A 25,804-nucleotide genomic window follows, 5' to 3' on the forward strand; every position below is an offset into this window, starting at 1 on the left:
TCTCAATTGCCATGTGTTTTCATGATCTCATCCAGAATACGAACCGTATCCCCGGCACTGGCCGAATAATAATCCGCTCCGATTTTCTGAGCGAACGAAGGCGATATCGGCTTGCCGCCGACAATGACCCGGCAGGACTGGCGGCAGCCGCGCCGCTCCATGAGCTGGATGACGTCCGCCATATGATTCATGGACGTCGTCATCAGCGACGCCAGAGCCAGTGCATCTGCCTGCTTCTCGATCACCGCATCGACGAAGCGTTCCGCCGAAACATCACGGCCGATATCAAAAACATCATACCCTGCAGCTTCAACGACTAACGCAACGATATTCTTTCCGATATCATGCGTATCCCCCGCCACTGAACCGATGACAACGCAGCCCTTCGGCTCCGGCCGCTGCCCCATCATATACGGCCGGAAAATCTTCGTTGCCTCCTCCGCAGCATCAGCGCACGACAGCAATTCCGGAATAAAATATTCGCCTTCCTCATAGAGCCGACTGGCTTCTGACATGCCTGCAGCCACAGCGGTTTCCAAAAGCTCCATCTCAAACCAGCCGGCTGTCGTGATGACTCTGGCAGTATCCGCCGCCGTCTCTACCTCCATATCACGGATCGCATCCGCCAGACGGCGGCGTATCTCCTCTTTTGCTTCAGCAACAGCATCTGCCATCTTCTCACCACCTGATCATTCAGAACGTCAACGCCTTGACAAACACATCCTGGAATTTCGGATCCTGGGAAAGCTCCACATCCTTGATCTCATCGACCAGATTTTCCATATAGGTGCGCACTTCCTGATTCAGCAAAAACGCCTTGGCGCCGGATTTTGAGGTGTTGCCGACAAATTTCACCTTGCCGCGGAACGCTTCCGGCAGCATCCCCTGATCGATCAGGCTGCTTTCCCGCAGATGATAACCGAAGGAGCCGGCAATCTCCACACAATCGACATGTTCCGCTTCAACGCCCAATGCACTCATGAGCATTTCCACGCCAGCCCGGATCGCTCCTTTCGCCAGCTGTACCTGACGAATATCCGACTGTGTGATATAGACTTCCTCCGCCACGTAAAATACCGGTTTCCCGTCTTTTTCCTTCATCTGTGCCTTCAGCACATCGGGATATTTCCCTTTGTCCGGTTTAACCAGACGCCCGGATTTTCCAATCACCCCGACGCGGACCAGCTCGCCAATGATATCCAGCAAACCGCTTCCGCAAATTCCTGATGCCTTGACATCGCCGATTACATGCGTTTTCGGGGTGCCATCCGGCTGAATCTGATACAGCTCCAAAGCACCGTTTCCCGCGCGCATGCCACAGGTAATATTCATTCCCTCAAAGGCCGGACCAGCTGCAGTGGAAGTGCCAGCCAGCTTGCCGTCCTGAGCCAGAATCATTTCCCCGTTTGTACCGATATCGATAAAGAGCGTCGTCCCTTTCTTTTTCTCCAGCTGGGCCGCGAGTACGCCGGACGTGATATCCGGACCGACATAGGCCGAGATGATTGGCGGCAGATAAATGTCGCCATATGGAGAAATCTCCAGATCGTCCGCCGGTACCGTGTTGCCGCCGCGAATGACGGCCGTATAAGGAAACTGTCCCAAAGGCTCCGGATTGACGTTGCAGGCCAAATGAATCATCGTAGTATTGCCGCTGTAAATCACTTCATAGATATACCGGCTCTCGATAGAATTGCGCTTGCAAAGCTCCTGAATCGTATGATTAAATTCATCGCGTATCGCTCCATAGAGCAGGACCAGTCCCTCCGGCTTCGATGCCATATGGATACGGGTAATGACGTCCTGTGCATGAAGGCTCTGCGGGTTCAATGCCGACAGACTGTCGATCTCTTCTCCGGTATTCATATCAATCAGGGCAGTGACCAGTGTCGTCGTACCGATATCGATAGCCAGCCCGTAAAACTGCTTGGTCGTATCGCCTTCTTCCTCACCGACCTTTTTCCCGCCCGCAAGAACGAACGTCTTCCCCTTCGGTGCCGCATAAACCTTCTGAAACCACGGTTTGATCTCATATTGAAAGGATTCGCCTTCACTGAGGATCTTCAGCGTCTTATTCTGTTTGGCCGTATTCGGGGCCACAACGATAAGATCGCCATACACTTTCGTATGACAGGCCAGAACGTATCCCTGTTCCTGAAGCTCCGCCGGCAGCTGATAATGCGCTTCTTCACATTTCCAGCTTCCAGGTGCTGCATCCTTCAACTGCACCTGGCATTTCCCGCAGGTACCAACGCCGTCGCAAGGAGACTCGATGATAATGCCGGCGTCACGGGCTGCCTGCAGAATGGTCACGCCCGCTTCTACGGAAACGCGCTGATCCTGTTCCTGAAAAAACAGTTCTGGCATAATTCACTCCTCCTTTATCGCCGTGGTGAATGCCTGGATATTTTTCAGCTTCGTCGAGGTACTGAGTCCGCAGGCAGGAGAAATAATATCGATATTATTGCGCAGCAGTACCTTAGCCTGCTTGTAGATCGTATCCGGGTTGCTGAATTCCAACAGATAGGTGCTGAGGTTTCCCATCGTAGTCAGCGTATTGTACTCTTCCTTCATCTGCTTCAGATTGACAAAGGCATCGACGCTGATTGCATCGCCGTGAAGCTCGGCAATCTGAGGCTTGACCATGGCCATTTCACCGCAGATATGAATAATGACCGGTACGCCCATTTCATGAATGGCATCCGTCAGCATATTCAAATAGAACACGGCATATTCCTTAAACATTTTCGGACCGAGAATTTCACCGGTAGCCGTCGGATCTGCAATCGAGATAACGGTCGCCCCGTTGTCCACCATAAGGCGCGCATATTCAATCAAATGCTGCGTGACATAATCGATGACTTTATGCGCAGCTTCTTTTTCGCGCCGCAGCTGCTTCAAAAAAGTCATAGGATCGACAATCGAAGCTGAGGTAGAAAGCGGCCCCGTCAGACTCCCGATGGCGGGAATATCCGGATATTTCTGCGACAGATAATGCAAAGACTGCACAACAGCCGCTACACGGCTGCTTTTGGCCATCGTCCCTTTTGGCTTAAACTGGACATCTTTGACCGATTGAAACGCTTCCACTTTAATTTTCGGCTCACAGGACAGCGTTCCGAAATCAATCGGACTTCCCAAGGCCTCCGCCTCTACGGTCATGCAAAACGGTATTCCGAAATTCTCAAATCCGGTATTTTCCTCCACATCATAAGCCAGCTCCCGCATCAGCGAATCCACATGATGCGCTTCCGGCAGGGTATGCCCGGACTTCTGCATGATTTCCACTAACGCAGCATTCATCATTCCTCCCGGACAAATGACCGGATGGCGATCCACCTTTTTCTTCGCCAGTGAGCGAAGCAATCTTTCTTTTGGCGTCAAAGCATCCATAAGATTATCTCCTTCCTGTGTCTCCGCTTTGCCTCAGCACCCCAGCATATCGCGGGCAATGCGAACGGCTGCGTTCGCGTTGATGCTGTACGCATCCGCTCCGACTTTTTTCGCAAAAGCCGGCGATATCGGCGCACCACCGATGACCACCTTAATCTTGCCTTCCAGACCGCGCTCTTTGATCAAATTGATCGTATCGCCGATCTTGTCCATCGTCGTCGTCATGAGCGCCGCGATCATAATGATCTGCGCGCCTTCCTGCACAGCCAGATCGACGAATTTAGCCGGTGGAACATCACGGCCGGCATCGACGACGTCAAAATTGGCGGAACTCAGCATAACCTTGACCAGATTCTTGCCGATGTCATGTGTATCGCCCTCGATCACGCCGACCACGATCTTATGCTTTTCGCCTGCCGACTCCATCTTGATATGCGGTTTCAAGATATCAATGCCTGTATTCACTGCGTCCGAGCACATCAGCAGCTCGGGAACGAAATATTCTTCCTCCTCAAACAATTTGCCGGCCTTGTCCATGCCCTTCGCCAGTCCCTGATCGATGGCCCCCAGGGCATCATAGCCCTGATCGACTACTTCATTGGCGAGTTCTGCCACCGCACCCTCATCCATATCGACAACGGCTTCTGCCAGCGCCTCATTTAATTCTGCCGCACTCTTTGCCATAACGCATTCTCCTTCCATTTTGTTCCATTTTCCAGCCGGTCAGGCTCTCAATTCCGCCATCAGGCGCTTCGCCTGATCAATCGCTTCTGCCGCATTTTCTGCATAAGCATCTGCTCCGATCGATTTCACCCACTCCGGTGAAACCGGAGCACCGCCGAACATGCACTTGTACTGATCGCGTACACCGTCTTCTTTCAGCAGATTGATAATATCCCGCTGCGCCGGCATCGTCGTCGTCATAAGCGCAGCGCCAGCGATGATGTCCACCTTGAGCTCCTCTGCCTTCGCCACGACCTCAGCGCTCGAAACATCGCGCCCCAGATCGATCACCTCAAATCCGCTGGCGGAAAGCATCGTCTTAACGATATTTTTGCCGATATCATGAATATCACTCTCTACGGTGCAGATCAAAACCTTTCCCATAGAAGTCGCCGACTTGGCTTCTTCCGACAGATCCGCGGTGATGATGCCCACGGCATTCTCAAAAATATCTGCGGCCACAACCAGCTGCGGTACGAACACCTCGCCTTCATCAAACAGATCGCTCTGCGTCTGCATGCCGGCGCCCAGTCCTTTACTGATCGCTTCAATCGGATCCAGCCCCAGCTCCACGGCTTCTTTCGCAGCCTCTGTGCCAAGATCTTCATCCAGCTCCTCAATGCAGGTTTTCAGTTTTGCCAAAACTTCTTCTTTCGTGCTCATGATTCACTACCTCCTCCGAAACTTGAAGCATACAAAAAAGCTGATCCTTCCTGCCCAAAACCGGGCCGGAAATCGATCAGCTTCTTTGCTGCCGCCACTATAACGGAACTTTTTTATTTGTTTTTCATAATTTGATTATATCACGCCGCCTCATGAATATCAATGCTTTTTTCAAAAAAATAAATTCCGTTTTTATAGCCAAAACATTGCTCAAAACTTCATATACGCAGACTCGCCATGAAGGCTGATGTCCAAGCCGGCCTTTTCTTCATCCTCCGTAACGCGCAGAGACAGAAAGAGCGAAATGACCTTCAAAATCAACAAAGTCATAATGATGGAGATCAAAATGGAAGTCAGCACGCCAACCACCTGGGGAAACATTTGCGCAGCATTGCCATAAAGCAGTCCGTCTGCTCCATCGGGATTGACCGCCTTTGTCGCAAAGACACCGGTGAGCAGTGCGCCGCAGATACCGCCGACGCCATGGCAGCCAAAAGCGTCCAAAGAATCATCGTACTTCAATTTCCCCTTGACCACCGTAATGGCCACAAAGCAAACTGCCGAAGTGATTGCGCCAATGACCGCAGCCGCCCACGGCTCGACGAAACCCGCAGCCGGCGTTACGCCGACCAGGCCTGCAATACCGCCTGTGATCGTACCAAACAACGTAACCTTATGATAGCATACGCGCTCAAGAATCATCCAAATCAGAAAAGCCATCATCGACGAGACAGCCGTATTCACAAAGGCCGCTACCATGATATCCGACGAACCGATAGCACAGCCGGAATTAAACCCGAACCACCCCATCCAGACGATGCTTCCGCCCAGGATAATGTAGGGAACATTGTGCGGGATATTCGGAATACTGCCATACCCGCGGCGCGCCCCCAATACCAGCGCTGCGGTCAGGCCGGACACGCCGGAAGAAATATGAATCACTGTGCCGCCCGCAAAATCCAGAGCACCAAGCTGATAAATGATACCGCCCGAAGTCCAGACCATATGACAGAGCGGATCATAAACCAGCGTAGACCAGAGCAGGATGAGCAGGCAATAAGCGCCAAAGCTGACACGCTCAGCGATCGAGCCGCTGATGATGGCTGCCGTAATCACGGCAAACATCATCTGGAATACCGCAAACTCCAAATGCGGAATGGTCTTGGCCAGATCCGGATCCGGCGCCAGCCCGACACCGCTCAGCCCCAGCCAGTCTCCTCCGCCGATGATGCCGCCGATGTCACTGCCGAAGCACAGGGAATACCCGAACAGCATCCACTGAACCCCGATAATACCAATGGCGGCCAAAGACATCATAATCGTATTCAGCGTATTCTTACGCTTGACCATGCCGCCATAAAAGAATCCCAACGCCGGGGTCATAAAAAATACCATCAACGCGGCAAACGCCATGAAAGCCATATCCGCTCCATTCAGTGCTCCCATCCCTGCCGGCTCATCCGCAGCAAAAACAGTCTGCGGAAGCAGCAGGGTCCATGCGGCAAGCGCTGCAATTTTCCCCTTTCTCTCGGTTCTCATAGTACATCCTCCTCTTGTACAATGACTGATTCTCCTCGAAAAACAAGAACAAAAAAACCCGTCAGGAAAAATCCTGGCGGGCTCCATTGCCTAAACGGTACGTTTTTATTTGTTTTTCTTAATTGGATTATATCATTGCCCGAAAGATAATGCAACGTTTTTCTCGGCAGTGACCAAATAAATCGGGTTTTCTGCCCTGGCCATATCATACGGCCCCACCTGACGCAGGCGATTGACCTGAACCTGAACGGCTTCATAAGAAAACATCCTGTCATGGGTACGGAAATAATCGATACCGGCCAAAAGAGTCTGAACGGTAATACAATTCAATACGACACGCCCCCCCGCTTTCAGCCGGGATGATACCACATCCAGAATCGGCGAAAGGCGCTGCCCGCTGCCGCCGATCAGGACAGCATCCGCCTGCGGAAGCTCATCCATGCCATCCGGCGCCTCGGTCTCAATGGCCGTCACATTCGGAACCGAAAAATTCGAGGCATTGGCCCGGATCAGCCGAATCCCATCCGGATTGCGCTCCAGCGCATAGACATGCCCCTGTGGAGCCAGCCGGGCTGCTTCTATCGACAAAGAACCAGTTCCGGCTCCAATATCATACACCACGGAATCCGGCGCGATATGCGCTTTCACCAAAGTCAGGATACGGATTTCCTGCTTTGTCATAGGCACATCGCTGCGAATAAATTCCTCATCATCGATTCCTAAAAAATACATTCCGTTCAGCCCCTCCTGTATGTCAGCTTCCCAGCAGCTTCAAAAACCAGCCTGCATTCGCATTATTCTGCGCCAGCATAGCCATGGCCGCCTGCATGAGTACATTTTCTTTGGTATATTCCAGCATCTCCCGTGCCAGATTCGCATCCATAAGCGTCGACTGGGCATCCGTAAGATTTTCACTCTGTACGGTGAGATTGCTGATCGTATAATCCAGCCGGGACGACATCGCACCAATGGAAGTTTGCTGATCCAGCGCCTTTTCCAATGCCTTATCCAGCACATCCATCGCTGCATTGGCGCCCTCCCGCGTCGTGACATTGAGCACCGATCCATCCTTCCCCCGTAGTCCCAGTGCGCGTGAACTCATATCTCCGAGCGAAATCTTCATGCTCTGGTTTGCATCCGCTCCGATCTGCATAGTCAAAGATCCGTCGCTGCGTGAATCTTTGGCCTGAATACTCTCAGAAAAAGCATCCAGCACGCTGTTTACAGACTTCTTCATCTGACCACGACTGTCACAAATGCCAATCGTAAAACCAGAAATCATGCCGTCTGTGCCTTTATCCCCGGCCCGGACCGAAATAGCCGGTTCTCCATCAACCGTATGAACGGCTTCACCGCTGGAATCCATGCCGATCTCGGAAGTATCGCTCATGTCAGCCACATCGAATACATCGCCATGGATCGCATTCATCTGCCTGAAAATATCCGACACCGTCGTATCCTTGACCGAATAACTGGCCGAATACGTTTTGCCATCCTTGACATAGGAAACCTGAACCGTATCATCCGGCTGGATATTCAGCGCACGGCCGTCACGGCGCATAAGATCTGTCAGTTTGTCAGAAAGCTTTGTTCCTGTATCCAGCTGACGATTGGAAAAGGCCTGCGCTGTCTCCTGGGAAAGCCCGGCCCGCGAGCCATCCAGCAAATACTTTCCGTTATAGGTTACCAGCGCATCGTCATCGATCTGATCTGCATATTGATCGAACAGCTTCTGAATGGTCTGGCGGTCCGTTGTGGTCGCCGTATCACTTGCCGCCTCAATGGCCTTTTCTTTCAGCGTGCGCAGGATATCTACCGTCGAGCTGATGCCGCCTTCCGCTACCTTGAGCAGACTTTTCGACTGCTGCGCATTGCGGCTGGCTGCATCAAGTCCCCGGATACGCACATCCATGCGCTGTCCGATCGCCCACCCCGCCGGATCATCGGCTACGCTGTTAATACGCAGTCCGGTAGAGATACGGCGCATATGCTGTGCCATACTCGCAGCATGCTGATTCATGGTATTCAGCATGCCGAGCGACAGCACATAATTGTTGATCATCATATAGCAGCCTCCTTGCTCTATAAACGACAATCTCCCTCTCCTTATGTATATCGTCGATTTTTCTCAAAAAAATAAATCCGGACCAATCCATTTTACCTGATTTGTCCGGATTTTTCCAGCCAGCCGCATGCACGATCTTTTTTCCGTTCCCTCCTCTTAGAAAGGGGACCCTTCTTATGTTTCCGGCAGAATATCACAAAGCGCCCGATGCGCAGCTTCAATAGCCTGAGTAAGCTCCTCTCGCGTGATATTGAGCGGCGGATTGAAGTAAAGGACATCGCCAAGAGGCCGCAGAATCAGTCCATATTCCAGCGCCTTTTTGTAAATCGCATAACCTGTGCGCCGCGCGGGATCCAATGGCGCTTTCGTTTCAGGATCCCGGACCAGCTCTATCGCATGAATCAGTCCGATATGCCGAATCTCCCCCACATTCGGGTGATGCCCAAAGGCCCGATCCATTTCCCGGGTCAACCAGGATGCCGTCTGCCCGGCCTTCTGCAAAATATGCTGTTCGCGCAAAACCTTCTGTACCGCCAGCGCTGCTGCACATCCTAGCGGATTGCCGGCATAAGTATGACTATGCAGAAACGCTTTCCCCTCGCTGTAATCCGCGTAAAACGCATCGTAAATCTCTTCGGTCACACAAGTTATCGACATAGGCAGGTACCCGCCGGTCAGCCCCTTGGACAAACACAGAATGTCCGGAGATATTTCCGCCTGATCACAGGCAAACATCGTACCGGTCCGTCCGAATCCCGTCGCGATCTCATCGCAGATCAGCCGGACATCGTAGCGGTCGCACAGCATTCTCAGCTTCTTCAGATACAAAGGCGGGTAAATACGCATACCGGCGCTTCCCTGCAGCAGCGGCTCTACAATCATCGCCGCCGTTTCTCCGGCATGTTCCCGGAATGCGTTCTCTGCAGCAGCAAAACACTCACAGCTGCACGTTTCACGCGTCTTCCCATACGGGCAGCGATAACAATCCGGCGCCTCCACATGAATGTTGTCCATCATCATGGGCTGATACATCTTCGCATAAAGATCCATGCTGCCCACGGATAGCGCGCCAATCGTCTCGCCATGATATCCCTCCGTCAAACACATGAAGCGCTTTTTCTGCGGTTTTCCGCTCTGCAGATAATACTGAAAACACATTTTCAACGCACACTCCACAGCCGAAGATCCATTGTCGTTGAAATGAAATTTCCGGATTTTAGGCGGCGTGATCTCAGCCAGCCGTTCGGCCAGCTCAATAGCCGGCCGATGCGCGAAATTGGCAAAAATAACATGTTCCAGCCGATCCAGCTGGTCCCGGATCGCCGCGTTAATATCCGGATTGCAATGTCCCAGCAGATTAGCCCACCAGGAGCTCACAATATCAAGATACCGCTTGCCATAAATATCATAAAGCCAGACCCCCTGCCCATGATCGATAACCATCGGCGGCAATGTTTCATAATCTTTCATCTGCGAACAGGGATGCCAGATATATCGCAAATCGCGTTCTTCCATGGTCAAAGCCATACGTTCTTTCCTCCTCCGTTCATCGATAAAGCGCAGCCAGCCTGTCTGGATCCATATCAAGTTCCTTGTCTCCATCCTGAACAAAGGCCAAAACAGGAATCCCTGTAATCTCCTCGATCATCCTGGCATTGTCCTCTTCCATGATATTCCCCGGATGATAATGATTGAATATCACACCCGGAATCCCTATTGCCCGCGCTCTGAGATGCTCAATGGTCAGCACCGCCGCATTAATCGTGCCAAGCCCGGCGTCGGCCACAATCAACGCGTCGAGATCCAGACGCTTCACCAGATCATCGAGGATCACATGCTGCTGATCATCCCAGCGCAGAGGACATATAATACCGCCGCTTCCCTCCATCGTCAGATAATCATACTTTTCCCGTGCCCACCGGAAATCCGCCTCCACACGGGAAAAATCAATGGGCGTATGATTCAGACGCGCGGCCAGATGCGGCGATACGGCCTCGCGATAGACATAGGAAACAAGATGCGGTATCTTCTCTCCGATTTCCGCCATCTGATTGACATAAACGGCATCGCCCGGCTGAAGCTCCCCCTGATCATCCGGCTCAGCACCGGAAAGCGCTGCCTTATAGTACCCGGCATTTCGGCCGGACTGACGAAGATGCCGGACAATAAGCCCGGTCACATACGTTTTGCCGACATCGGTTCCTGTTCCCGTAATGAACAATGCTTTCCCCATCCTGAATTACACTTCCTTTACCGCATAAGCTTTGGACTTTTCCACTGCCGGCACAGCCAGCCATATCCCCGCATGGAAACAGCGAAGTCCCAATCCCGCTGCGGCCATACACAACAGGAAATCCGGACCCGCCTGTAAAATCCCGCAATAAAAAATAGCAGCCCACAAAGTAATCGGCGCATCGGCGACATAATTCGAGAACACATAAAACCAACTGATACCGATCAGGTACACGATCACCATGCCGCCGAAATTTACAGCCAGCAGCCGCCGGAACGACACCGGACGGAATCTCCGTGCATAGCGGCCGCAAAACCATGCCTGCAAAATGAAACCAAGCAGATACCCGAACGTCGGCTGCAGTACATATCCTGGGCCTCCGCCGGATGCAAAAACCGGAATACCGGCCAATCCCATCAGAACATATCCCCCGACAGCAGCCGCCCCCATCTGTTCCCCCAGCAGCAATCCTGCCAGCAAGGTAAATAAAAATTGCAGCGTATAAACATCCGTGCCAACAGGAATCCGGATAAATGTCCCCACTGTAATCAAGGCGACAAACAGGGCACAAAGCACCAGTTCCCGTACCTCAAGCTTCTTCATGAATTTTCCTCTCCTCTCTTCACAAAAGAACCATCACGCTCTTTACCATACGCCTTTCCCCTTTCATTGTCAACCTATTTTATATTTTAAGTTAACTATAAAGCCAACCGTTTAAAACAAAACGCATAGCGCAGCAATCGCCGTTCCCAATAAGACAAACATCAGACACGAATCAAGCTGGGAACGGGCCGGCGATACAATGGCCCCCATCATCCCAATCCAAGGCAAAACCATGCACTGGGACGGAAGAAAAAATCATCCGCCTGTAATGGACATTTTAAGAAAACTCTGTTAAAATAGGAAAGACGAAACAATACTTGGCAGCCGGGAGTCTTATTTTATCCGTTGAGGGAGGAATTATCCAATGGAAAACACAAAAAAATCCGGCATGAGTCTGGACAGACTCGGCATCTGGATCATCGGCGCCACCGTTCTCGGTGCTGTTGTCGGACTGCTTATGGGAAAGCCAGCCCACATGTTCGCGCCAATGGGCAACTTGTTCATGCAGCTCATCAAAATGGTTGTCGTCCCACTCGTCCTGTTCTCGCTGATCGGCGGTGCTGCCTCGCTGGGGAAATCGAGCAGCGCGGGCAAGATCGGCGCTCTGACTTTTGTATACTACGGCATAACCACAGCCGTCGCGGTCATGCTCGGACTGCTTTTCAGCGAACTGTTCAAGCCGGGACTCGGCATTGACATGGCTTCCCTGTCCAGTGCCGCCATTCAGGTAGACCACATAGAGGAAAGCACCAAAATCCCCGGGTTCTGGGAAACGGTGACCGGTTTCGTACCAGCCAATCCGTTCAAAGCGCTCGTTGACGGCAATATCCTGCAAATCATCGTGTTTGCCATGTTCATGGGATTTGCCGCTACCTATTTAGACGGAAAGAAAAAAGAGTTTCTTTTGAATTTCTTTAACTTCATGACCGAGCTCTTTATCAAAATCATGACGGCCATCATGTATATCGCTCCGATCGGCGTATTCTGCCTCATGGCCGATGCCACAGGTACATTCGGATACAGCGTACTCATGAAAATCCTGTACCTTATCATCCTCTATGTCATCGTTCTGGCTATTGTTACCTACGGCATGATCGGCGGGTCTGTCGCATTGTTCTCCAAATGCACAACGTACAAGCAATTCTTCAAGAGCATGTGGAAGGTTCAGGTTTTCGCCTTTTCCACCGCTTCTTCGATGGCTACTCTGCCGCTCAATATGAACACGGTCACTACCGAGCTTGGTGTCTCCAAGGAAACGACTTCTTTCGCCCTGCCGCTCGGCGCCACGATCAACATGAATGGCAATGCGGCTTACTATGCCATGGCCGCAACCTTCATCGCACAAATGTATGGTATGGATCTCTCCTTTGCTCAGTATGTAGCCATCATCATCACCAGCACCCTCGGCGCAGTTGGACAGGCTGGCGTTCCGGGGCCGACGCTTCTTGTCGTCGCCGTTCTCGTATCGGCAAACATCCCGATTGATGCCCTGCCGATTCTCTTCGGCGTCGACCGTATCTTCGATATGCTCCGCACTGCCGTCAATATCACCGGCGACGCAGCCTGCGCTACAATCGTAGACCAGTTCCGCCAAAAAGCCTGATCCAGAAGCGTCATTGCTGCTGTTGCACATGATTCACGCGATCAAGCCCGCGCAGCCTTTGGCATGATAAATCTTACGGGCTCGCAAGAAAATATATCATCCCAATAGAAGAGAGCACGGCCTGCTGCTTTAAAAGCAGCAGGCCGTGCTCTCTTCTATTGGATGGATTTCTTCTCACCGTCTACCTCAGGCAGGCTGGACGCACCTCGCTTAACCTTCCACGATCAGGATGCCATGTCCGGTTTCCGGCAGAGAGACGGATTCCCTCAGCGTAGTGGTACGGATAGTCTCATCCTCATAGGTCAGGCGGGCACAGATGTGAAGCTTCGCTGTATCGGGCCAGCCCTGCTCCATCAGAATAGGCGGAATCGTCCGCGAAGTGTACTTCCCGTCAGTCAGCATGCCGATGGTGCGGCCCGGCTGATAGGTCAATTGCTCCGCTGCCGGACGGCGGCCGTGAAAGCTCACCAGCTGCGCATCATGCCAGGGAAGCGCTAAACGGGAAAACGCCATCTGCATGGCGCTGATCCCCGGAATGACCTGAATCGGCTCGTGCGGAAAATAGCGGCGCAGTGCATCGAGCAGCGAGTAATATCCGGGATCGCCGGATACCATGACGACAACGTCATGCTGTTCCAGTTCTCTGCGCACAAACTCCATGACACCGGGAATATCCCCGGCTATGACCATCGTATGCTGCCGCCCGCTTTCCGCAAACTGTGCCAAAGCACGACGTCCGCCGGCCAAAGCTTTTGCTCCCCGGATCGCGTCCCGCGCTGCCGGAATCATATAGTCCGGATTTCCCGGACCGATTCCGGCTACGATAATGCGATGCTTTATTGCGGAAGATTCCATGAAAATTCCTCCCCGATTGCCTTTGCCTTCTCATCCAATCCCAGCAGATCGCCGGTCAAAGTCACCATGACTGCACCAACGGTCATTTTCCCGAAAAGATAGCGCTCCGACCGAATACCTGCCCGTTCTGCCAGCACCCGGCAGACGGTATCGCGCAGACCAGCTGCCGTCAGCACAGACAAGGCATCTTCCGTCGTATTCGACGACAGGACAGCCTGTACGCCCTGCTGATCCAGTCCGGCAGCGGCTGCATAAGCGGCCATGGTTTCCAGCCTTCCGTCGGCAATGCGGTTATGTGTATAAAATACGCCAGCCGCCACCTTGCTGAGCTTGCCGATATGACCAAACAGCATCACACGCCGGATATGGCGCTCCGCAGCCGCCTCCAGCATAAAGCCGATAAAATTACTGGTCTGGATAATGGCCTGCTGCGGCAGGCCCCATGACAAGGCAATGCGCTCGCCGATTTTGCCCGGCACAAAGATCAGATCCTGAAAGCCTGCTGCCCGCGCCACATCAATCTGCGGTACAAGAGAATTTCGGAATCCTTCCTCAGACATAGGCCGCAGTACGCCTGTCGTACCGATGACAGACAGACCGCCCTCTACGCCAAGGACCGGATTCAGTGTATGACGAGCCAGTTCCTTCCCAGCGGGGATCGCAATCGTAACCTCCAACGGCACCTGATCCGTGCCCAGCACATCCGCCACAACGCGCCGGATAAGCTGCCGCGGCCCCGGATTAATGGAAGGTTCACCGACAGGAACGGAAAGGCCCGGTTTCGTCACCGTCCCAATTCCTTCACCGGCCCGGAAATGAATCTCCGGCGGCCTACAGGAAATGTGGCGTACCCTCGTAAATACCGATACACCGTCAGTAATGTCCGGGTCATCGCCTGAACACTTCACCACTTCTGCCTGCCATCCCTCCCGGGTCTGCCGGACATCCTTTACGGGGATAGTCAGCGGCGTTCCGTCGAGCGCAATAAGTTCGACGATTTGCCAGGATTCCCCGGCTTCGCACAGCAGAGCCGCCTTGACTCCGGCCGCCGCACAGGCGCCAGTCGTATAGCCGCTTCTGAGTTTCTTTTTCAAACGTCCCGCCCCCTGCCTGTATGGACAGATTCTATTTATTGAGCTGCCGATTCAGGAAATCACGTCCGAATACGGTCAGTGTATAATAAAGCCCCACCAAAAAGGGAATGTATTCGGCAATAAGGCGCCAGCACACTGCTACAATACCGACCGTTCCGGCGGGAACCGTATCGCTGAACAGCAGCACAAAACCGCCTTCAGCCACGCCGGAACCGCCCGGAGTCGGCGTGAAATACAGCAGCATATTCAAAAATATCATGCGTCCCATGACCGTATACCAATCCGCATCCGTCACACCCAGCCCCAGCAGCAGACATGGCACAATCGCATAAATGCAAAGAAGGTTCAAACCGGATTCCAAAAACACCAGCAGCATCTGGCGCGGCGATCGTGACAGCAAATTGACGGCACTTTTCGTATCGCGAAAAAAAGCAAACGCTTTTCGGCGCCGACTGGCACACATCCGTCTGGTCAGACGTACCATGACATAGTCCAGATAGCCGCGGCGCGCTCCCACCACAATGGCCAGAATGACGGCAAAAGCGGTCAGCGTGATAACCATCAGCGTCTCATTTGACACGCCGGGCAAGATTCCCTGATCGTGCAAAAAAATCAACGGCATGCACAAAACGAGGAACAAAATCGACAACAGAGTACGCACAATGACGAGCACGGTCGCCTTGCCGGTCGGCACGCCGGCATGACGCAGAAACATAAGCTGGGCGACAGCGCCTCCCGTCGCCCCCGGCGTCAGCAGGGCAAGAAAATAATTGCCGAATATGACCTGAACCGCCTGATACAGCGTGATCTTTTCATTTGAAATTTTTACCATGTGCATCAGTCGGCTGCCATCAAAAAACAGGCCGAGACTGACGGCCATCACAGCCAGAATGATTGACCACGGTTTAAACCGATTCAGATTCTGCAGGGTATTGATATCTACCGTTGTGTAAATGACCACACCGGAAATAATCAGCACCAACAGAATCAGGGCCAAAAACCGCTTGTAAAATTTATTCATGAAATCCGTCCCTCAGGATTGCTTCATTCAGTCAGACCAGCGACTCCTCATGTGCCGCATAGGCATTGTGATTATGTATCGACTCATAGTTTTCGCATTCCAGTGAAAACCAGGCCAGCCCCTTGAGCTGGCGCAATTCCAGAACGATATCCCGCAGGATATCCTCCACAAACTTCGGATTTGCATAGGCCGCTTCCGTCACGAACTTTTCATCTTCTCGCTTGAGCAGCGGATAAATGGGCGCGGAGCCCTGCGCTTCCACCAACGCGGCCAGATCTTCAATATAAATACATTCCGTCTCCGGCCGGAAACGCAGCTGGACGCGGGCAACGGAACGCTGATTATGCGCACCATACGCGGAAATTTCCTTGCTGCAAGGGCAAAGCGATGTAAACGGAACGTCTACCCCAAGCTGGAACTGCATCGGCTGTCCCTTTTCCTTTCTGCCGGTAAAGCAGCAGTCAAGATCCAGCACAGAACGGCGCCCGCTGGCGGGGGCCTTTTTATCTACGAAATATTTAAACGACAAGCTGACTTCCGCCGAATGGGCATCAAGCCTGCACAGCGCCTCCTCCAGCATGCTTTCCATCTCCGGCTCCGCCAAAGGCTTTTGGCTCCACGGCATGAGAATCTCCAGAAAACGGCTCATGTGGGTTCCTTTATATTTCTCCGGCAATGCGACGGTAAAGCATATACGGGCTAATACCTGCTGAAATCCGCCTTCCTTTGTCTTGATCAGAAAGGGAAGATGAGCATCCTTAATCCCGACACGCTGAATGGCAATTCCCCTGCCGTCCATCCGATTTTGTACATCCTGCATCAATGATCTCTTCCCTTCTCCGGCGCTTCTTTCTTCATCCACGGATAGCCCGGATGGCCTCAGCGGCATCCGGTGCGCCATAGACAGCAGACCCCGCTACCAAAATATTTGCTCCGGCCTGGCGTACGAGTTTGCTCGTCTCAGCATTGATTCCGCCGTCTACTTCGATATCGCAATCAAAGTCCATATCCTGAATCGTATGATACAGCATGTGAATTTTTTCCAGCTGGGAGGAGATAAACTTCTGTCCGCCAAACCCCGGATTCACGGTCATGATAAGCACCATATCCACATCTGCCAGCAGTTCTTCAACCATTGCCAGAGACGTCCCCGGATTCAGTGCAATGCCAGCCTTGCACCCGGACGCCTTGATCTGCTGCACAATGCGATGATGATGCTTTGCTGCCTCCGCATGAAACGTGATGATGTTCGCGCCCGCCTTGGCAAAGGATTCGATCTGCGTTTCCGGATGCTCGACCATGAGATGCACATCAAACACAGCATCAGAGACCTTGCGCAGACTCTGCACAACGGGAGAGCCCAATGTGATATTCGGCACAAAGGTCCCATCCATAACATCAATATGAACATACTCTGCTCCGGCATCGGTTACTTTACGAATCTCATCAGCCAGATGAGCAAAATCAGCCGACAGGATAGATGGAGCTATTTTTATCATTTCCATTCCTTCTTTCGTTCCACTTTCCGCTGTTCCCGTATCTCTTCAAAAAAGCGGAGATACGCCTCATAACGTTCCTCTAAAATCTTCCCCTCCTGAACGGCCGCTTTGACCGCGCAGTCCGGCTCATGGGTGTGACTGCATGGGGAAAAGCGGCAGCATCCGAGATATGGACGGAAATCCGGGAAAAACAGCGGCAGGCGTTCCAGTCCGATCTCTGTAAACTCCACAGCGCTGAATCCCGGCGTATCCACAATGAAGCCCCCGTCATACGGAAGGAGTTCAGCCACACGGGTTGTATGGCGTCCCCGCTTAATCTTTTCGCTGACGCATCCGGTTTGGAGCGATAAACCGTCATCGATACGGTTCAGCAGCGAAGACTTTCCCACGCCGGACGGGCCGGCGAAAACCGTAATCTCACCGCGGAGCCGGCCGCACACCGCCTCGATTCCCGTTCCTTCTCTGGCCGAGACGCGAAGCACCGGATAGCCGATCGCTTCATATTCCGACAGAAACATACGAATCTCACCATCATACAGATCCTTTTTATTGACGCAGATCACAATTTTAGGGATCTGTGACCATTCGGCCAGAACCAGAAAGCGGTTCAACAGCAGCGGATGCAAATCCGGCTGGGCTGCCGCAACGGTAATCATAACCTGTGTAATATTGGCCACAGCCGGCCGAATCAGCAGACTTGTGCGCGGAAGCTGCTCCTCAATGACGCCGGTACCATCCGGCAAACGGGAAATCATGACCCGGTCGCCGGGAAGGATACCATTCTCTCTGCGGGACCGCTTAAATTTCCCCCGAAGCTTGCAGGTGACCAGCTCACATGCTTCATCAATCTGCACATAGAAAAAACTGTTATAGGCCTTAATGACCCGCCCTTCTTGCATGAACGCTCCCTTTCTCACCATTCACCGAAAGCTCAGCGGCTCTTGCCGGATGGAGTATTTTGCACTGGTGCCGTTCCTTCTGTCTGTTTGCCGTTCTTTTCGGATTTGTTCTCCTTGCCCTTTGACGAAGCGTCGGCCACAACCAGGCTGACAGCAGAACCGGGAGCCGCACTGCCGGACGGGCTCTGACTGATGACCGTACCAGCTGCAGCACCGGTAACGCTGCGGCGTGAGATATTGCCGACTTGGAATCCCGCTTCCTTAATCCGCTCTTCCGCAGATTCTAAAGTCAGTCCCGTGACGTCCGGCACAGAAACCTTAGTATCCTTTTTCCCTTTGCTGATGGTAATATCCACCTTCTGCCCTTTTGTGACCTTGCTGCCAGCCTTTGGATCGGTAGCAATAACCGTACCTGCTTCCTCCTCCGAGGCTTTTTCATAAACAGAACCAACCACCAGTCCCATCTTTTTCAGTCTGGCCTCCGCATCGGCCTTAGACAGCCCCTTCAGATCCGGCATTTCCACACTTTCTCCGCCCTTGCTGACATAAATAGTCACAAGGCGCTCTTCTTTAACTCTCGCCCCGGCCTCCGGCGTCTGCGAGACAACTACACCAGCAGGAACACTGGCATCATACGTTTCCGCCACATTGACACGCAGTTTCTTATCTTCAAGGATCTGACGGGCCAGCGTCATTTGCTTCCCGGTGACATCCGGAACGACGACCTCTTCTGTACTCCAAAACTTGCCATAGCTCATAAACGCGCCGACAAAGAAACCCATAAGCAGGACAAAAACAAGCCCGGCAATGAACTTCTTGGAACGGAACACGGAACGTTCCGTCTGCGGCTCTTCATACCCGTAATTCCGCTCATGACGCGACGGCGCGGAAGGTTCCTGTACACGGGGCAGAATCTGTGTCGCATCCGGGTCAGGCTGCGGCACACCGCCATAACCGGCGCCCGTTCCGGCTATCTGTGATGCCTGCTGCAGATCAGCGACCAGTTCGGCCGCCGTGGGGCGCATCGCCGGGTCTTTGCTCATCGCCCGGGATACAATCGCCTCAACGACAGGCGGAATGGACGGATCGATCTGCCGCACAGGCACCGGCTCCTGCTGCAGATGCTTCATGGCAATGCTCACCGGCGTCTCTCCGGTAAACGGAAGCTGACCCGTAAGCATCTCATAAAGCACGACACCCAGTGAATACACATCCGACTTCGGCGTGATGATGGTTCCCTTTGCCTGTTCCGGCGAAAAATAATGCACCGATCCCACGACATTGCCGGAATAAGTCATCGTGGATTCCGTAACGGCGCGGGCAATGCCAAAATCGGCAACCTTTGCGCTTCCATCGGCCATCATAAGAATATTATGCGGCTTGATGTCACAATGAACCAGCTTATTGGCATGGGCATGCGCCAGCGCGCGGGCAATATCGCCGGCAATATGCAGCGAGTCAGAAACGCCCAGATGCCCCTCCTGACGAATTTTATCCTTCAGCGTACTCCCCGGCACATATTCCATGACAATATAATGGGCGCTGTCCGCCACACCGACATCATAGATATTGACAATATTCGGATGAGATAATCTGGCGGCAGCCTGTGCCTCACGATGGAATTTATCGATAAATTCCGTATCGCTCTTGAACTGGTCATGCAGGATCTTCACCGCTACGGGACGATCCAAAAGCAGATCCGTCGCCTTATAAACATCGGCCATCCCGCCTCCGCCGATCAGTTCCTGGAGCTCATAGCGCTGGTCTAAGACACGCTTTATCATTGATATTTCCTCCTAGGTAAAGACAGTTTCTATCGATGTCCCCTGCCGGGGAATGATTCTCTCAATTCTGCAGGCTCAGGATCACCTTGCGCGCGATTGGCGCGGCCTGTGTACCTCCTCCGCCGCCATTTTCCACAATAACAGCAAACACGATGCGCCGGTTCCGCAGTTCAGCAGAGCCGATAAACCAGGCATGATCCTTTCCGGCTGCATTTTCTGCGGTTCCCGTCTTGCCGGTTACCCGGATGCCGCTGACCTGCGCCGCTTTTCCGGTCCCTTTCGTCACCACATCTTCCATATAGCTGTCCAGACGGGCTGCCATCTCCGGTGTTGTCGCCGTCAGCCATTTTTGCGGAACCGTCTCATGGATTACCGTCCCGCCCGGTGTGATGACCTGCTGGACGAGATAAGGCTTCATAATAACCCCGCCATTCGCATAGGCAGCGGCCAGCAGGGCCATGTGCATCGGCGTTACCAGCAGCGAACTCTGACCGATGGCCGTCTGCGCCTGATCGCCGCTTCCCAATGTACCAAACGACGGCAGATGTGACCGGGTCATGACAATGTCGCCGCCAATTTCCCGGTCAAAGCCAAATCGCTCAAAGGCCTTTTTCAGCTTTTCGTCTCCCAGACGCATACCAAGCGTGCCAAACGTCACATTGCAGGATTCGGTCAGCGCCTTGCGCAGATCGACGCGTCCATGTACCTCTCCATGACTTTCACGGATTGTTTGTCCACCGCCGACATCCAGCGAACCGTTACAGTCAAAAATTTCCCGTTCATTTGTTGCTGCGTTGGTCAGCGCGGCATCCGCAATCATAGGCTTGATCGTCGAGCCCGGCGGATACAGTCCCTGCACCGCACGATTTAAAAGCGCACCATCTGCCTGCTTCGAGAGCAATTTCCAGTTGGACTCGATATCATTGGGATCATACGAAGGTGAACTGACCATAGCCAGTACAGCTCCTGTCGCAGCATCCAAAACCACAACAGCTCCCCTTCGACCGTCCAGACCGTCATAAGCAGCCTGCTGCGCATCGGCTTCAATGGTCAGCTTAACATCGTTGCCCTGATCGGACTGAAACAGCTGGGATATCGGACCGATCCGGGACAGATTCTCAGATAAGCCGAGCAGTTCGCGGTTGGCATGGCCTTCCACTCCGGCGCTTCCGATTTTTTCACCATTGTATCCCGTCACCGCGGCCATTGCCGCCCCCATGGGATAGCTGCGGCTCCCATCCTGACGAGTCTGAGCCAGGACACGGCCCCGCGCATCCAATATCGATCCGCGGCGGATATCCGCCCGAGCCGCTGCACTACGCATATTGAGCGGATTCGCTGCCAAATCATCGGCTTCCCAGGCAGACAGGTACACAATATAGACCGTCAGAAGGCCGACCAGCATCAGCAAAAAGGATGCAGTCCGCAGGATCTGACGTTTCATTCTCCAATCAGCCATGTTCCTGCTCCTTTGACAACGACAATAACACTCCCAGCAAAAGAAAGCCAGCTACCATCGAGCTGCCGCCATAACTGACAAACGGAAGCGTAATCCCCGTCAGCGGCAGAAATTTCGTAACGCCGGCAATGATGATAAACATCTGCAGCAGAATCAAACAGCTGCATCCGCCGGCCAGCAGCATTTCCTTCTCATTCCGAACAGCCAGTGCCACCCGGATACCGCGCCAGAACAGCATGACGTAACAGGCGATAATCATCATCGCTCCAACCAGCCCCATCTCCTCTGCAATCGCGGCAAAGATGAAATCCGTATGGACCTCGGGGATAAATCCCGGATGTCCATATCCAAATCCGGTTCCCCATATTCCTCCCGTGCCAAAGGCAAACATGGACTGGACGACCTGGTACGCCATGCCATTCGGATCCTGCCAGGGATTCAGCCATATATCGAATCGCACGCGGACATGACCGAACATCGCATAGCTGACCGCCGCCGCTGCGCCAATAAAAACCAGTGCCAGAAATACATACGACTTGCTTCCCGTAGCCATATACGTCATGAGCACAGCCATACCGAAAAACAACAGTGCAGACCCGAGATCCCGTTCCACCACGAACATCAATACAGCCATTCCCCAGATACAGATCAATGGCGCGATAAAGCGAAGCGGCGGCAGGCGCAGCAGGAGAAAGCGATGAGACGGCAGCGTCAAAACGCGGCGGTGGTCAGAAAGATAGGCCGCCAGAAAAAACACCAAAACAATTTTCCCGAGCTCTGACGGCTGGATGGAAATCGGACCGAAAACCAGCCAGTTCTTGCTGCCGCCGATCTCCGTCCCAAAGAGCAGCGGCAGTCCCAACAGCAGGACACAGCCGATGCCCAAAAGGTAGGGATAATCCAGCATGCGGCGGATATGTCCCCAAAAACGCAAAACCAGCAGCAGCACCAACATTCCGACGATGATCCACTGCAGTTGGCGGATCATCAGCTCCGGCTTCAGTCTGGCGATTTCCGCCACCCCGACGCCGGCCAGCATCAGGACGATTGGAAACAAAACGGTATCTTCCCTGCGCCGAATGATTACCGCCTGCAGGAACAATGCCGGAAGGGCTGCTCCAGCCAGCCATAGGAAACCATTCAGCGAACCGGGTACAGCGCCGGCAGGAAGTGGCCCCCCATTCGGATTCATTTTCAGATAAAGAATGCCCATACCGCACAGTACGAACCCCAACGGCGCCAGCATCAAACTCCAATTCTTCATGAAGCATACACCACCACAATGGCCGTAATATTGTCCGTCCCGCCGGCAGCCAATGCCGCCCGTATCAGCTCTGCGGCAGGATCAGCCGCACCAGACCGCAGCAGCATCACGATCTCCGGATCACTGACCAGTTTGGTCAGACCGTCCGTAGCCAAAAGCAGAACGTCCCCCGCCTCCAGCGGAAAAGAACCGGTATCCACAACCAGCTCCGTTTCAATGCCGACAGCCCGGGTCAGAAGGTTGCGCCTCGGGTGGATTCGTGCTTCTGCTTCCGTGATCTCCCCCTGCTCAACCAGATCCTCTACATAGGAATGATCACGTGTGATCTGACAGAAACGGTCCCCGCGCAGCAGGTAAAGCCTGCTGTCACCGACATGCGCCCAAAACGCCGTGCTTCCGGACACATGCAGCAGCGTCGCGGTCGTTCCCATCCCCTGATACGCAGGATGCTCCTTCTCACTATGCAAAATAGCCGCATTGGCATCCTGTACAGCCCGGCGCAGCTGTTCCTCTCCGATTCCGGAGACGCCTTTCAGCTGCGCGCGCACGGTTTTGACCAACAGATGACTTGCTATCTCACCGGCAGCATGCCCGCCCATTCCGTCTGCCACGACATAAACAGACGGATCAAAGACAGCCGCATCATCTTCATTGCCCGAACGCACCAGTCCGGCATCGGTGGCCTCATATACCTGATTCATCTGCTCACCTCTCGAATCTCAATGTAACCATGCCAATTCGCACCAGATCCCCCGGCTTGATATAGGCCCGGCCTTCTAATATCTGATCGTTAACATAGGTATGATTCCTGCTCCCCAGATCTTCGACCACATACTGACTGCCATGGCGATAAATCACAGCATGATGATGAGAAACAAAACTTTCAGGAATCATGACGTCGTTATCCTCACCACGTCCGACCGTAATTTGTTCGTCAAAAGCAAACCGTCGTCCGGAAAGATTCGCTTCCTCTGCATCGACTACAGAAAGAACCGCTTCATTCTGACGGGTCTCCGGGTGCTTAAGACCTGCTGATTCACGGCGCATATCCACAAACATCCGCTTCATCAGCCTGACAGCAAACCACAGCAGCCAGAGCAGCATACCATATTCGAGCACCACCCGGACTGCCTTCAAAACTATCGCCATCGTCGGCAAATCAAATCACCTCGTATCTTAAGACCGTCGAACCGATCCGGATCGCATCGCCGTCCTGCAGACAACAAGATTCCATGCGCCTGTCATTCACAAAGGTTCCGTTTGTACTCTGCGCATCATGCAGCACATGGCGATGAGACTCATAAGAAATCCAGGCATGAAGACGAGACGCTCTGGAATCGGTCAGGATGAACTCGTTCTTGTCACGCCGTCCAATATAAATCTGCTTTTCTCCAAACTCCAGATAAGCATCCAGATCGGGCCCTTCCGTGACCCGAAGAGAAGCTGTCTTGTATTCCCGCGGAAGATTCAGCGGCGTACTGGAGGAAAAACTGGGCCGTTCCAGCACAATCGTATGAACCGACTCATCCGAATTGCCGGCAGGCTTCTCTTCCTCATACCAGGAGCGCAGGGAAAAGGTCCCTTGTGTGCGTTCCGCTTCGGCCCGGCAGGCTACCTTCAGATTCCCTTCCATGAGATAATCCTGCAGAATAACCTGCTTCTCGACAGCTGTATAAAGCTCATCCAGAACCCGCTGCGCACAGAAATGCTGATAATCATCCGGCGCCATAATAAATTCATAATGATTCGGCAGCCCATGCTTCGGCTTGCCGCGGCCCTGCCGCGCCACTTCTTTTTCAATGCCCTTAATCAGCTCGGCCATCTCCAGACTGCTGCTGAACCTTTTATTGAAAAACCCTTCGATATGATTTTCCAGAAAGGATTCCCATTTTCCGATCCCCATAAAACAGACCTCCTCTGATCATCATAAAGTGAGACGTATTCAGGGCTTTTGGGGCGCTTATCATCGGACAAACCCGTCTGTTTTTCCTGTTGTCCATTATAGCAGAAAGCATCCGTAATGCCTAGCTTTCGTTGGAGCACAGGCTGAAGCTGCTCATTTATTTTCCCTCAGATGCTTGTTGCGCAGTTGTCCGCAGGCCGCCTGAATGTCCGTTCCCATTTCCCGGCGCACTGTGACCGTCAAATGATGGCGGAGAAGGAATTGCTCGAACCAGTCAATACGGGATTTGGACGGACGCATCAGACTGCGCTCCGGTACCGGATTGATCGGGATCAGATTTACACTGGCCAGCTGTCCTTTCAGCAAGTGAACCAGCTCTTCTGCCTGCTTCGCCCCATCATTCAGATGATCGATCAAAATATATTCATAGGTGACACGTCTCCCGGTTTTGTCAGCATACGCCCCGGCAGCGCGAACCACATCGGCCAGCGGATACCGCCGGTTAATCGGCATGATTTTCGAACGCAGCTCCTGCTCCGGCGCATGCAAAGAAACCGAAAGAGAAACAGGGATTCCCTCATCGGCCAGGCGGTAAATATTCGGAACAATGCCTGAAGTAGAAAGCGTAATATTCCGATAGCCCAGTCCTAGCGTATAGGGCTCATGAACCAGATGAAGGAACCCGACCACCGCATCATAGTTCATAAGCGGCTCTCCCGAACCCATGAGAACAACCGTATCCACTTTCCCGCCCGGCGTTTCCTCTTTCAGCATATCCTGAATCGTCACTGCCTGCGCCAGTATTTCGCCTTGGGAAAGATCCCGGGCCCGGCCATGAAGAGTTGATGCACAAAAAATACAGCCCATACTGCAGCCGGCCTGAGTCGAAACGCAAATGCTGTTGCCGTAGGGCTGACGCATCAGCACAGTTTCCACCGCGGTTCCATCGCGGTATTCCAACAAAAACTTCGTCGTTTTTCCATCCCGCGAGTCCAGCCTGTCCCGGATCTCAGGACGCCCGATCAACAGATCCTGCGCCAGCGCGTCGCGAAGTCCGCGTGGAAGGTTCGTCATGGAGTCAAACGTTTTCGCACCCTTTTGGTACATCCATTCTGCAATCTGCCCGGCACGATACCCCGGCACCCGGTACGGCGCCAGGGATTCCTGCAGCTCCTCTTTCGTCATTCCGAAAATATCGTTCACA

25 protein-coding genes are annotated in these 25,804 nt (G+C 53.2%); 1 reads left to right on the top strand and 24 read right to left on the bottom strand.

The window, feature by feature from the left end:
* Positions 1-2 precede the first annotated feature (2 nt).
* The 11 genes from FYJ78_RS08275 to FYJ78_RS08325 form a co-directional block, all read right to left on the bottom strand.
* Complete coding sequence (locus FYJ78_RS08275; RefSeq protein ID WP_154620943.1) at positions 3-674, bottom strand: cobalamin-dependent protein; 672 nt, start codon at positions 672-674, stop codon at positions 3-5.
* Between the two features lie 19 nt (positions 675-693).
* On the bottom strand, positions 694-2,367 hold the full coding sequence (locus tag FYJ78_RS08280) for an ASKHA domain-containing protein (protein WP_154620944.1): 1,674 nt from the start codon (positions 2,365-2,367) through the stop codon (positions 694-696).
* 3 nt (positions 2,368-2,370) lie between these two features.
* Positions 2,371-3,393: a uroporphyrinogen decarboxylase family protein gene (locus tag FYJ78_RS08285; RefSeq protein ID WP_154620945.1), complete on the bottom strand. Its 1,023-nt coding sequence runs from the start codon at positions 3,391-3,393 to the stop codon at positions 2,371-2,373.
* Positions 3,394-3,426: 33 nt separating this feature from the next.
* Positions 3,427-4,077: a corrinoid protein gene (locus tag FYJ78_RS08290; RefSeq protein WP_154620946.1), complete on the bottom strand. Its 651-nt coding sequence runs from the start codon at positions 4,075-4,077 to the stop codon at positions 3,427-3,429.
* A 39-nt stretch (positions 4,078-4,116) separates the two neighbouring features.
* Entirely contained in the window at positions 4,117-4,779 is a 663-nt protein-coding gene (locus FYJ78_RS08295; RefSeq protein ID WP_154620947.1) for a corrinoid protein, read from the bottom strand.
* A 210-nt stretch (positions 4,780-4,989) separates the two neighbouring features.
* Positions 4,990-6,318, bottom strand: coding sequence for an ammonium transporter (locus FYJ78_RS08300; RefSeq protein WP_235899955.1), 1,329 nt, complete (start codon positions 6,316-6,318; stop codon positions 4,990-4,992).
* Between the two features lie 132 nt (positions 6,319-6,450).
* On the bottom strand, positions 6,451-7,050 hold the full coding sequence (gene cbiT / locus FYJ78_RS08305; protein WP_154620948.1) for a precorrin-6Y C5,15-methyltransferase (decarboxylating) subunit CbiT: 600 nt from the start codon (positions 7,048-7,050) through the stop codon (positions 6,451-6,453).
* Positions 7,051-7,072: 22 nt separating this feature from the next.
* A complete protein-coding gene (locus FYJ78_RS08310) occupies positions 7,073-8,383 on the bottom strand; it encodes a flagellin N-terminal helical domain-containing protein (protein WP_154620949.1) in 1,311 nt (436 codons plus the stop codon).
* Positions 8,384-8,557: 174 nt separating this feature from the next.
* Positions 8,558-9,910, bottom strand: coding sequence for an adenosylmethionine--8-amino-7-oxononanoate transaminase (gene bioA / locus FYJ78_RS08315; RefSeq protein WP_154620950.1), 1,353 nt, complete (start codon positions 9,908-9,910; stop codon positions 8,558-8,560).
* 19 nt (positions 9,911-9,929) lie between these two features.
* Complete coding sequence (bioD, locus tag FYJ78_RS08320) at positions 9,930-10,616, bottom strand: dethiobiotin synthase (RefSeq protein WP_154620951.1); 687 nt, start codon at positions 10,614-10,616, stop codon at positions 9,930-9,932.
* A 6-nt stretch (positions 10,617-10,622) separates the two neighbouring features.
* Complete coding sequence (locus FYJ78_RS08325) at positions 10,623-11,219, bottom strand: biotin transporter BioY (protein ID WP_154620952.1); 597 nt, start codon at positions 11,217-11,219, stop codon at positions 10,623-10,625.
* Positions 11,220-11,583: 364 nt separating this feature from the next.
* Between FYJ78_RS08325 and FYJ78_RS08330 the strand changes: the two genes are divergently transcribed.
* The gene (locus tag FYJ78_RS08330) at positions 11,584-12,822 is read left to right on the top strand and encodes a dicarboxylate/amino acid:cation symporter (protein ID WP_154620953.1); all 1,239 of its coding nucleotides are present in this window, start codon (positions 11,584-11,586) and stop codon (positions 12,820-12,822) included.
* 210 nt (positions 12,823-13,032) lie between these two features.
* Here FYJ78_RS08330 and cbiE read toward each other — a convergent pair whose 3' ends face one another.
* The 13 genes from cbiE to rlmN all read right to left on the bottom strand — a co-directional run bounded on the left by cbiE (position 13,033) and on the right by rlmN (position 25,803).
* Positions 13,033-13,677 carry a precorrin-6y C5,15-methyltransferase (decarboxylating) subunit CbiE gene (gene cbiE, locus FYJ78_RS08335; protein WP_154620954.1) on the bottom strand — a complete coding sequence of 215 codons (645 nt, stop codon included), beginning with the start codon at positions 13,675-13,677 and terminating at the stop codon, positions 13,033-13,035.
* Positions 13,659-14,771, bottom strand: a complete 1,113-nt coding sequence (cbiD, locus tag FYJ78_RS08340) for a cobalt-precorrin-5B (C(1))-methyltransferase CbiD (RefSeq protein WP_154620955.1) — start codon at positions 14,769-14,771, stop codon at positions 13,659-13,661. Before cbiD ends, cbiE begins: the two co-directional genes overlap by 19 nt.
* A gap of 31 nt (positions 14,772-14,802) precedes the next feature.
* A complete protein-coding gene (locus FYJ78_RS08345) occupies positions 14,803-15,792 on the bottom strand; it encodes a lysylphosphatidylglycerol synthase transmembrane domain-containing protein (protein WP_154620956.1) in 990 nt (329 codons plus the stop codon).
* 31 nt (positions 15,793-15,823) lie between these two features.
* Entirely contained in the window at positions 15,824-16,612 is a 789-nt protein-coding gene (gene folE2 / locus FYJ78_RS08350) for a GTP cyclohydrolase FolE2 (protein ID WP_154620957.1), read from the bottom strand.
* Positions 16,613-16,646: 34 nt separating this feature from the next.
* Positions 16,647-17,291: a ribulose-phosphate 3-epimerase gene (gene rpe, locus FYJ78_RS08355; protein ID WP_154620958.1), complete on the bottom strand. Its 645-nt coding sequence runs from the start codon at positions 17,289-17,291 to the stop codon at positions 16,647-16,649.
* Positions 17,288-18,190: a ribosome small subunit-dependent GTPase A gene (gene rsgA / locus FYJ78_RS08360; protein ID WP_154620959.1), complete on the bottom strand. Its 903-nt coding sequence runs from the start codon at positions 18,188-18,190 to the stop codon at positions 17,288-17,290. Before rsgA ends, rpe begins: the two co-directional genes overlap by 4 nt.
* Before the next feature lie 32 nt (positions 18,191-18,222).
* Positions 18,223-19,974 (bottom strand): Stk1 family PASTA domain-containing Ser/Thr kinase, encoded by a 1,752-nt coding sequence (pknB, locus tag FYJ78_RS08365; RefSeq protein ID WP_154620960.1) that lies wholly within the window; start codon positions 19,972-19,974, stop codon positions 18,223-18,225.
* 61 nt (positions 19,975-20,035) lie between these two features.
* Positions 20,036-21,433 carry a peptidoglycan D,D-transpeptidase FtsI family protein gene (locus FYJ78_RS08370; RefSeq protein ID WP_154620961.1) on the bottom strand — a complete coding sequence of 466 codons (1,398 nt, stop codon included), beginning with the start codon at positions 21,431-21,433 and terminating at the stop codon, positions 20,036-20,038.
* Entirely contained in the window at positions 21,426-22,697 is a 1,272-nt protein-coding gene (locus tag FYJ78_RS08375; protein ID WP_154620962.1) for an FtsW/RodA/SpoVE family cell cycle protein, read from the bottom strand. Before FYJ78_RS08375 ends, FYJ78_RS08370 begins: the two co-directional genes overlap by 8 nt.
* Positions 22,694-23,398 carry a Stp1/IreP family PP2C-type Ser/Thr phosphatase gene (locus FYJ78_RS08380; protein ID WP_154620963.1) on the bottom strand — a complete coding sequence of 235 codons (705 nt, stop codon included), beginning with the start codon at positions 23,396-23,398 and terminating at the stop codon, positions 22,694-22,696. The genes FYJ78_RS08375 and FYJ78_RS08380 overlap by 4 nt, the downstream gene beginning before the upstream one ends.
* Positions 23,399-23,402: 4 nt before the next feature.
* Positions 23,403-23,846 carry an FHA domain-containing protein gene (locus tag FYJ78_RS08385; RefSeq protein ID WP_154620964.1) on the bottom strand — a complete coding sequence of 148 codons (444 nt, stop codon included), beginning with the start codon at positions 23,844-23,846 and terminating at the stop codon, positions 23,403-23,405.
* A gap of 10 nt (positions 23,847-23,856) precedes the next feature.
* On the bottom strand, positions 23,857-24,600 hold the full coding sequence (locus tag FYJ78_RS08390) for an FhaA domain-containing protein (protein WP_154620965.1): 744 nt from the start codon (positions 24,598-24,600) through the stop codon (positions 23,857-23,859).
* Positions 24,601-24,753: 153 nt separating this feature from the next.
* On the bottom strand, positions 24,754-25,803 hold the full coding sequence (gene rlmN, locus FYJ78_RS08395) for a dual-specificity RNA methyltransferase RlmN (protein WP_408014434.1): 1,050 nt from the start codon (positions 25,801-25,803) through the stop codon (positions 24,754-24,756).
* Between the last annotated feature and the right edge of the window lies 1 nt (position 25,804).

Origin of the sequence: Wylensekiella montiformis, from assembly GCF_009697385.1 — a bacterium.
Taxonomy (GTDB): Bacteria; Bacillota; Negativicutes; order Selenomonadales; family Selenomonadaceae; genus Selenomonas_A; species Selenomonas_A montiformis.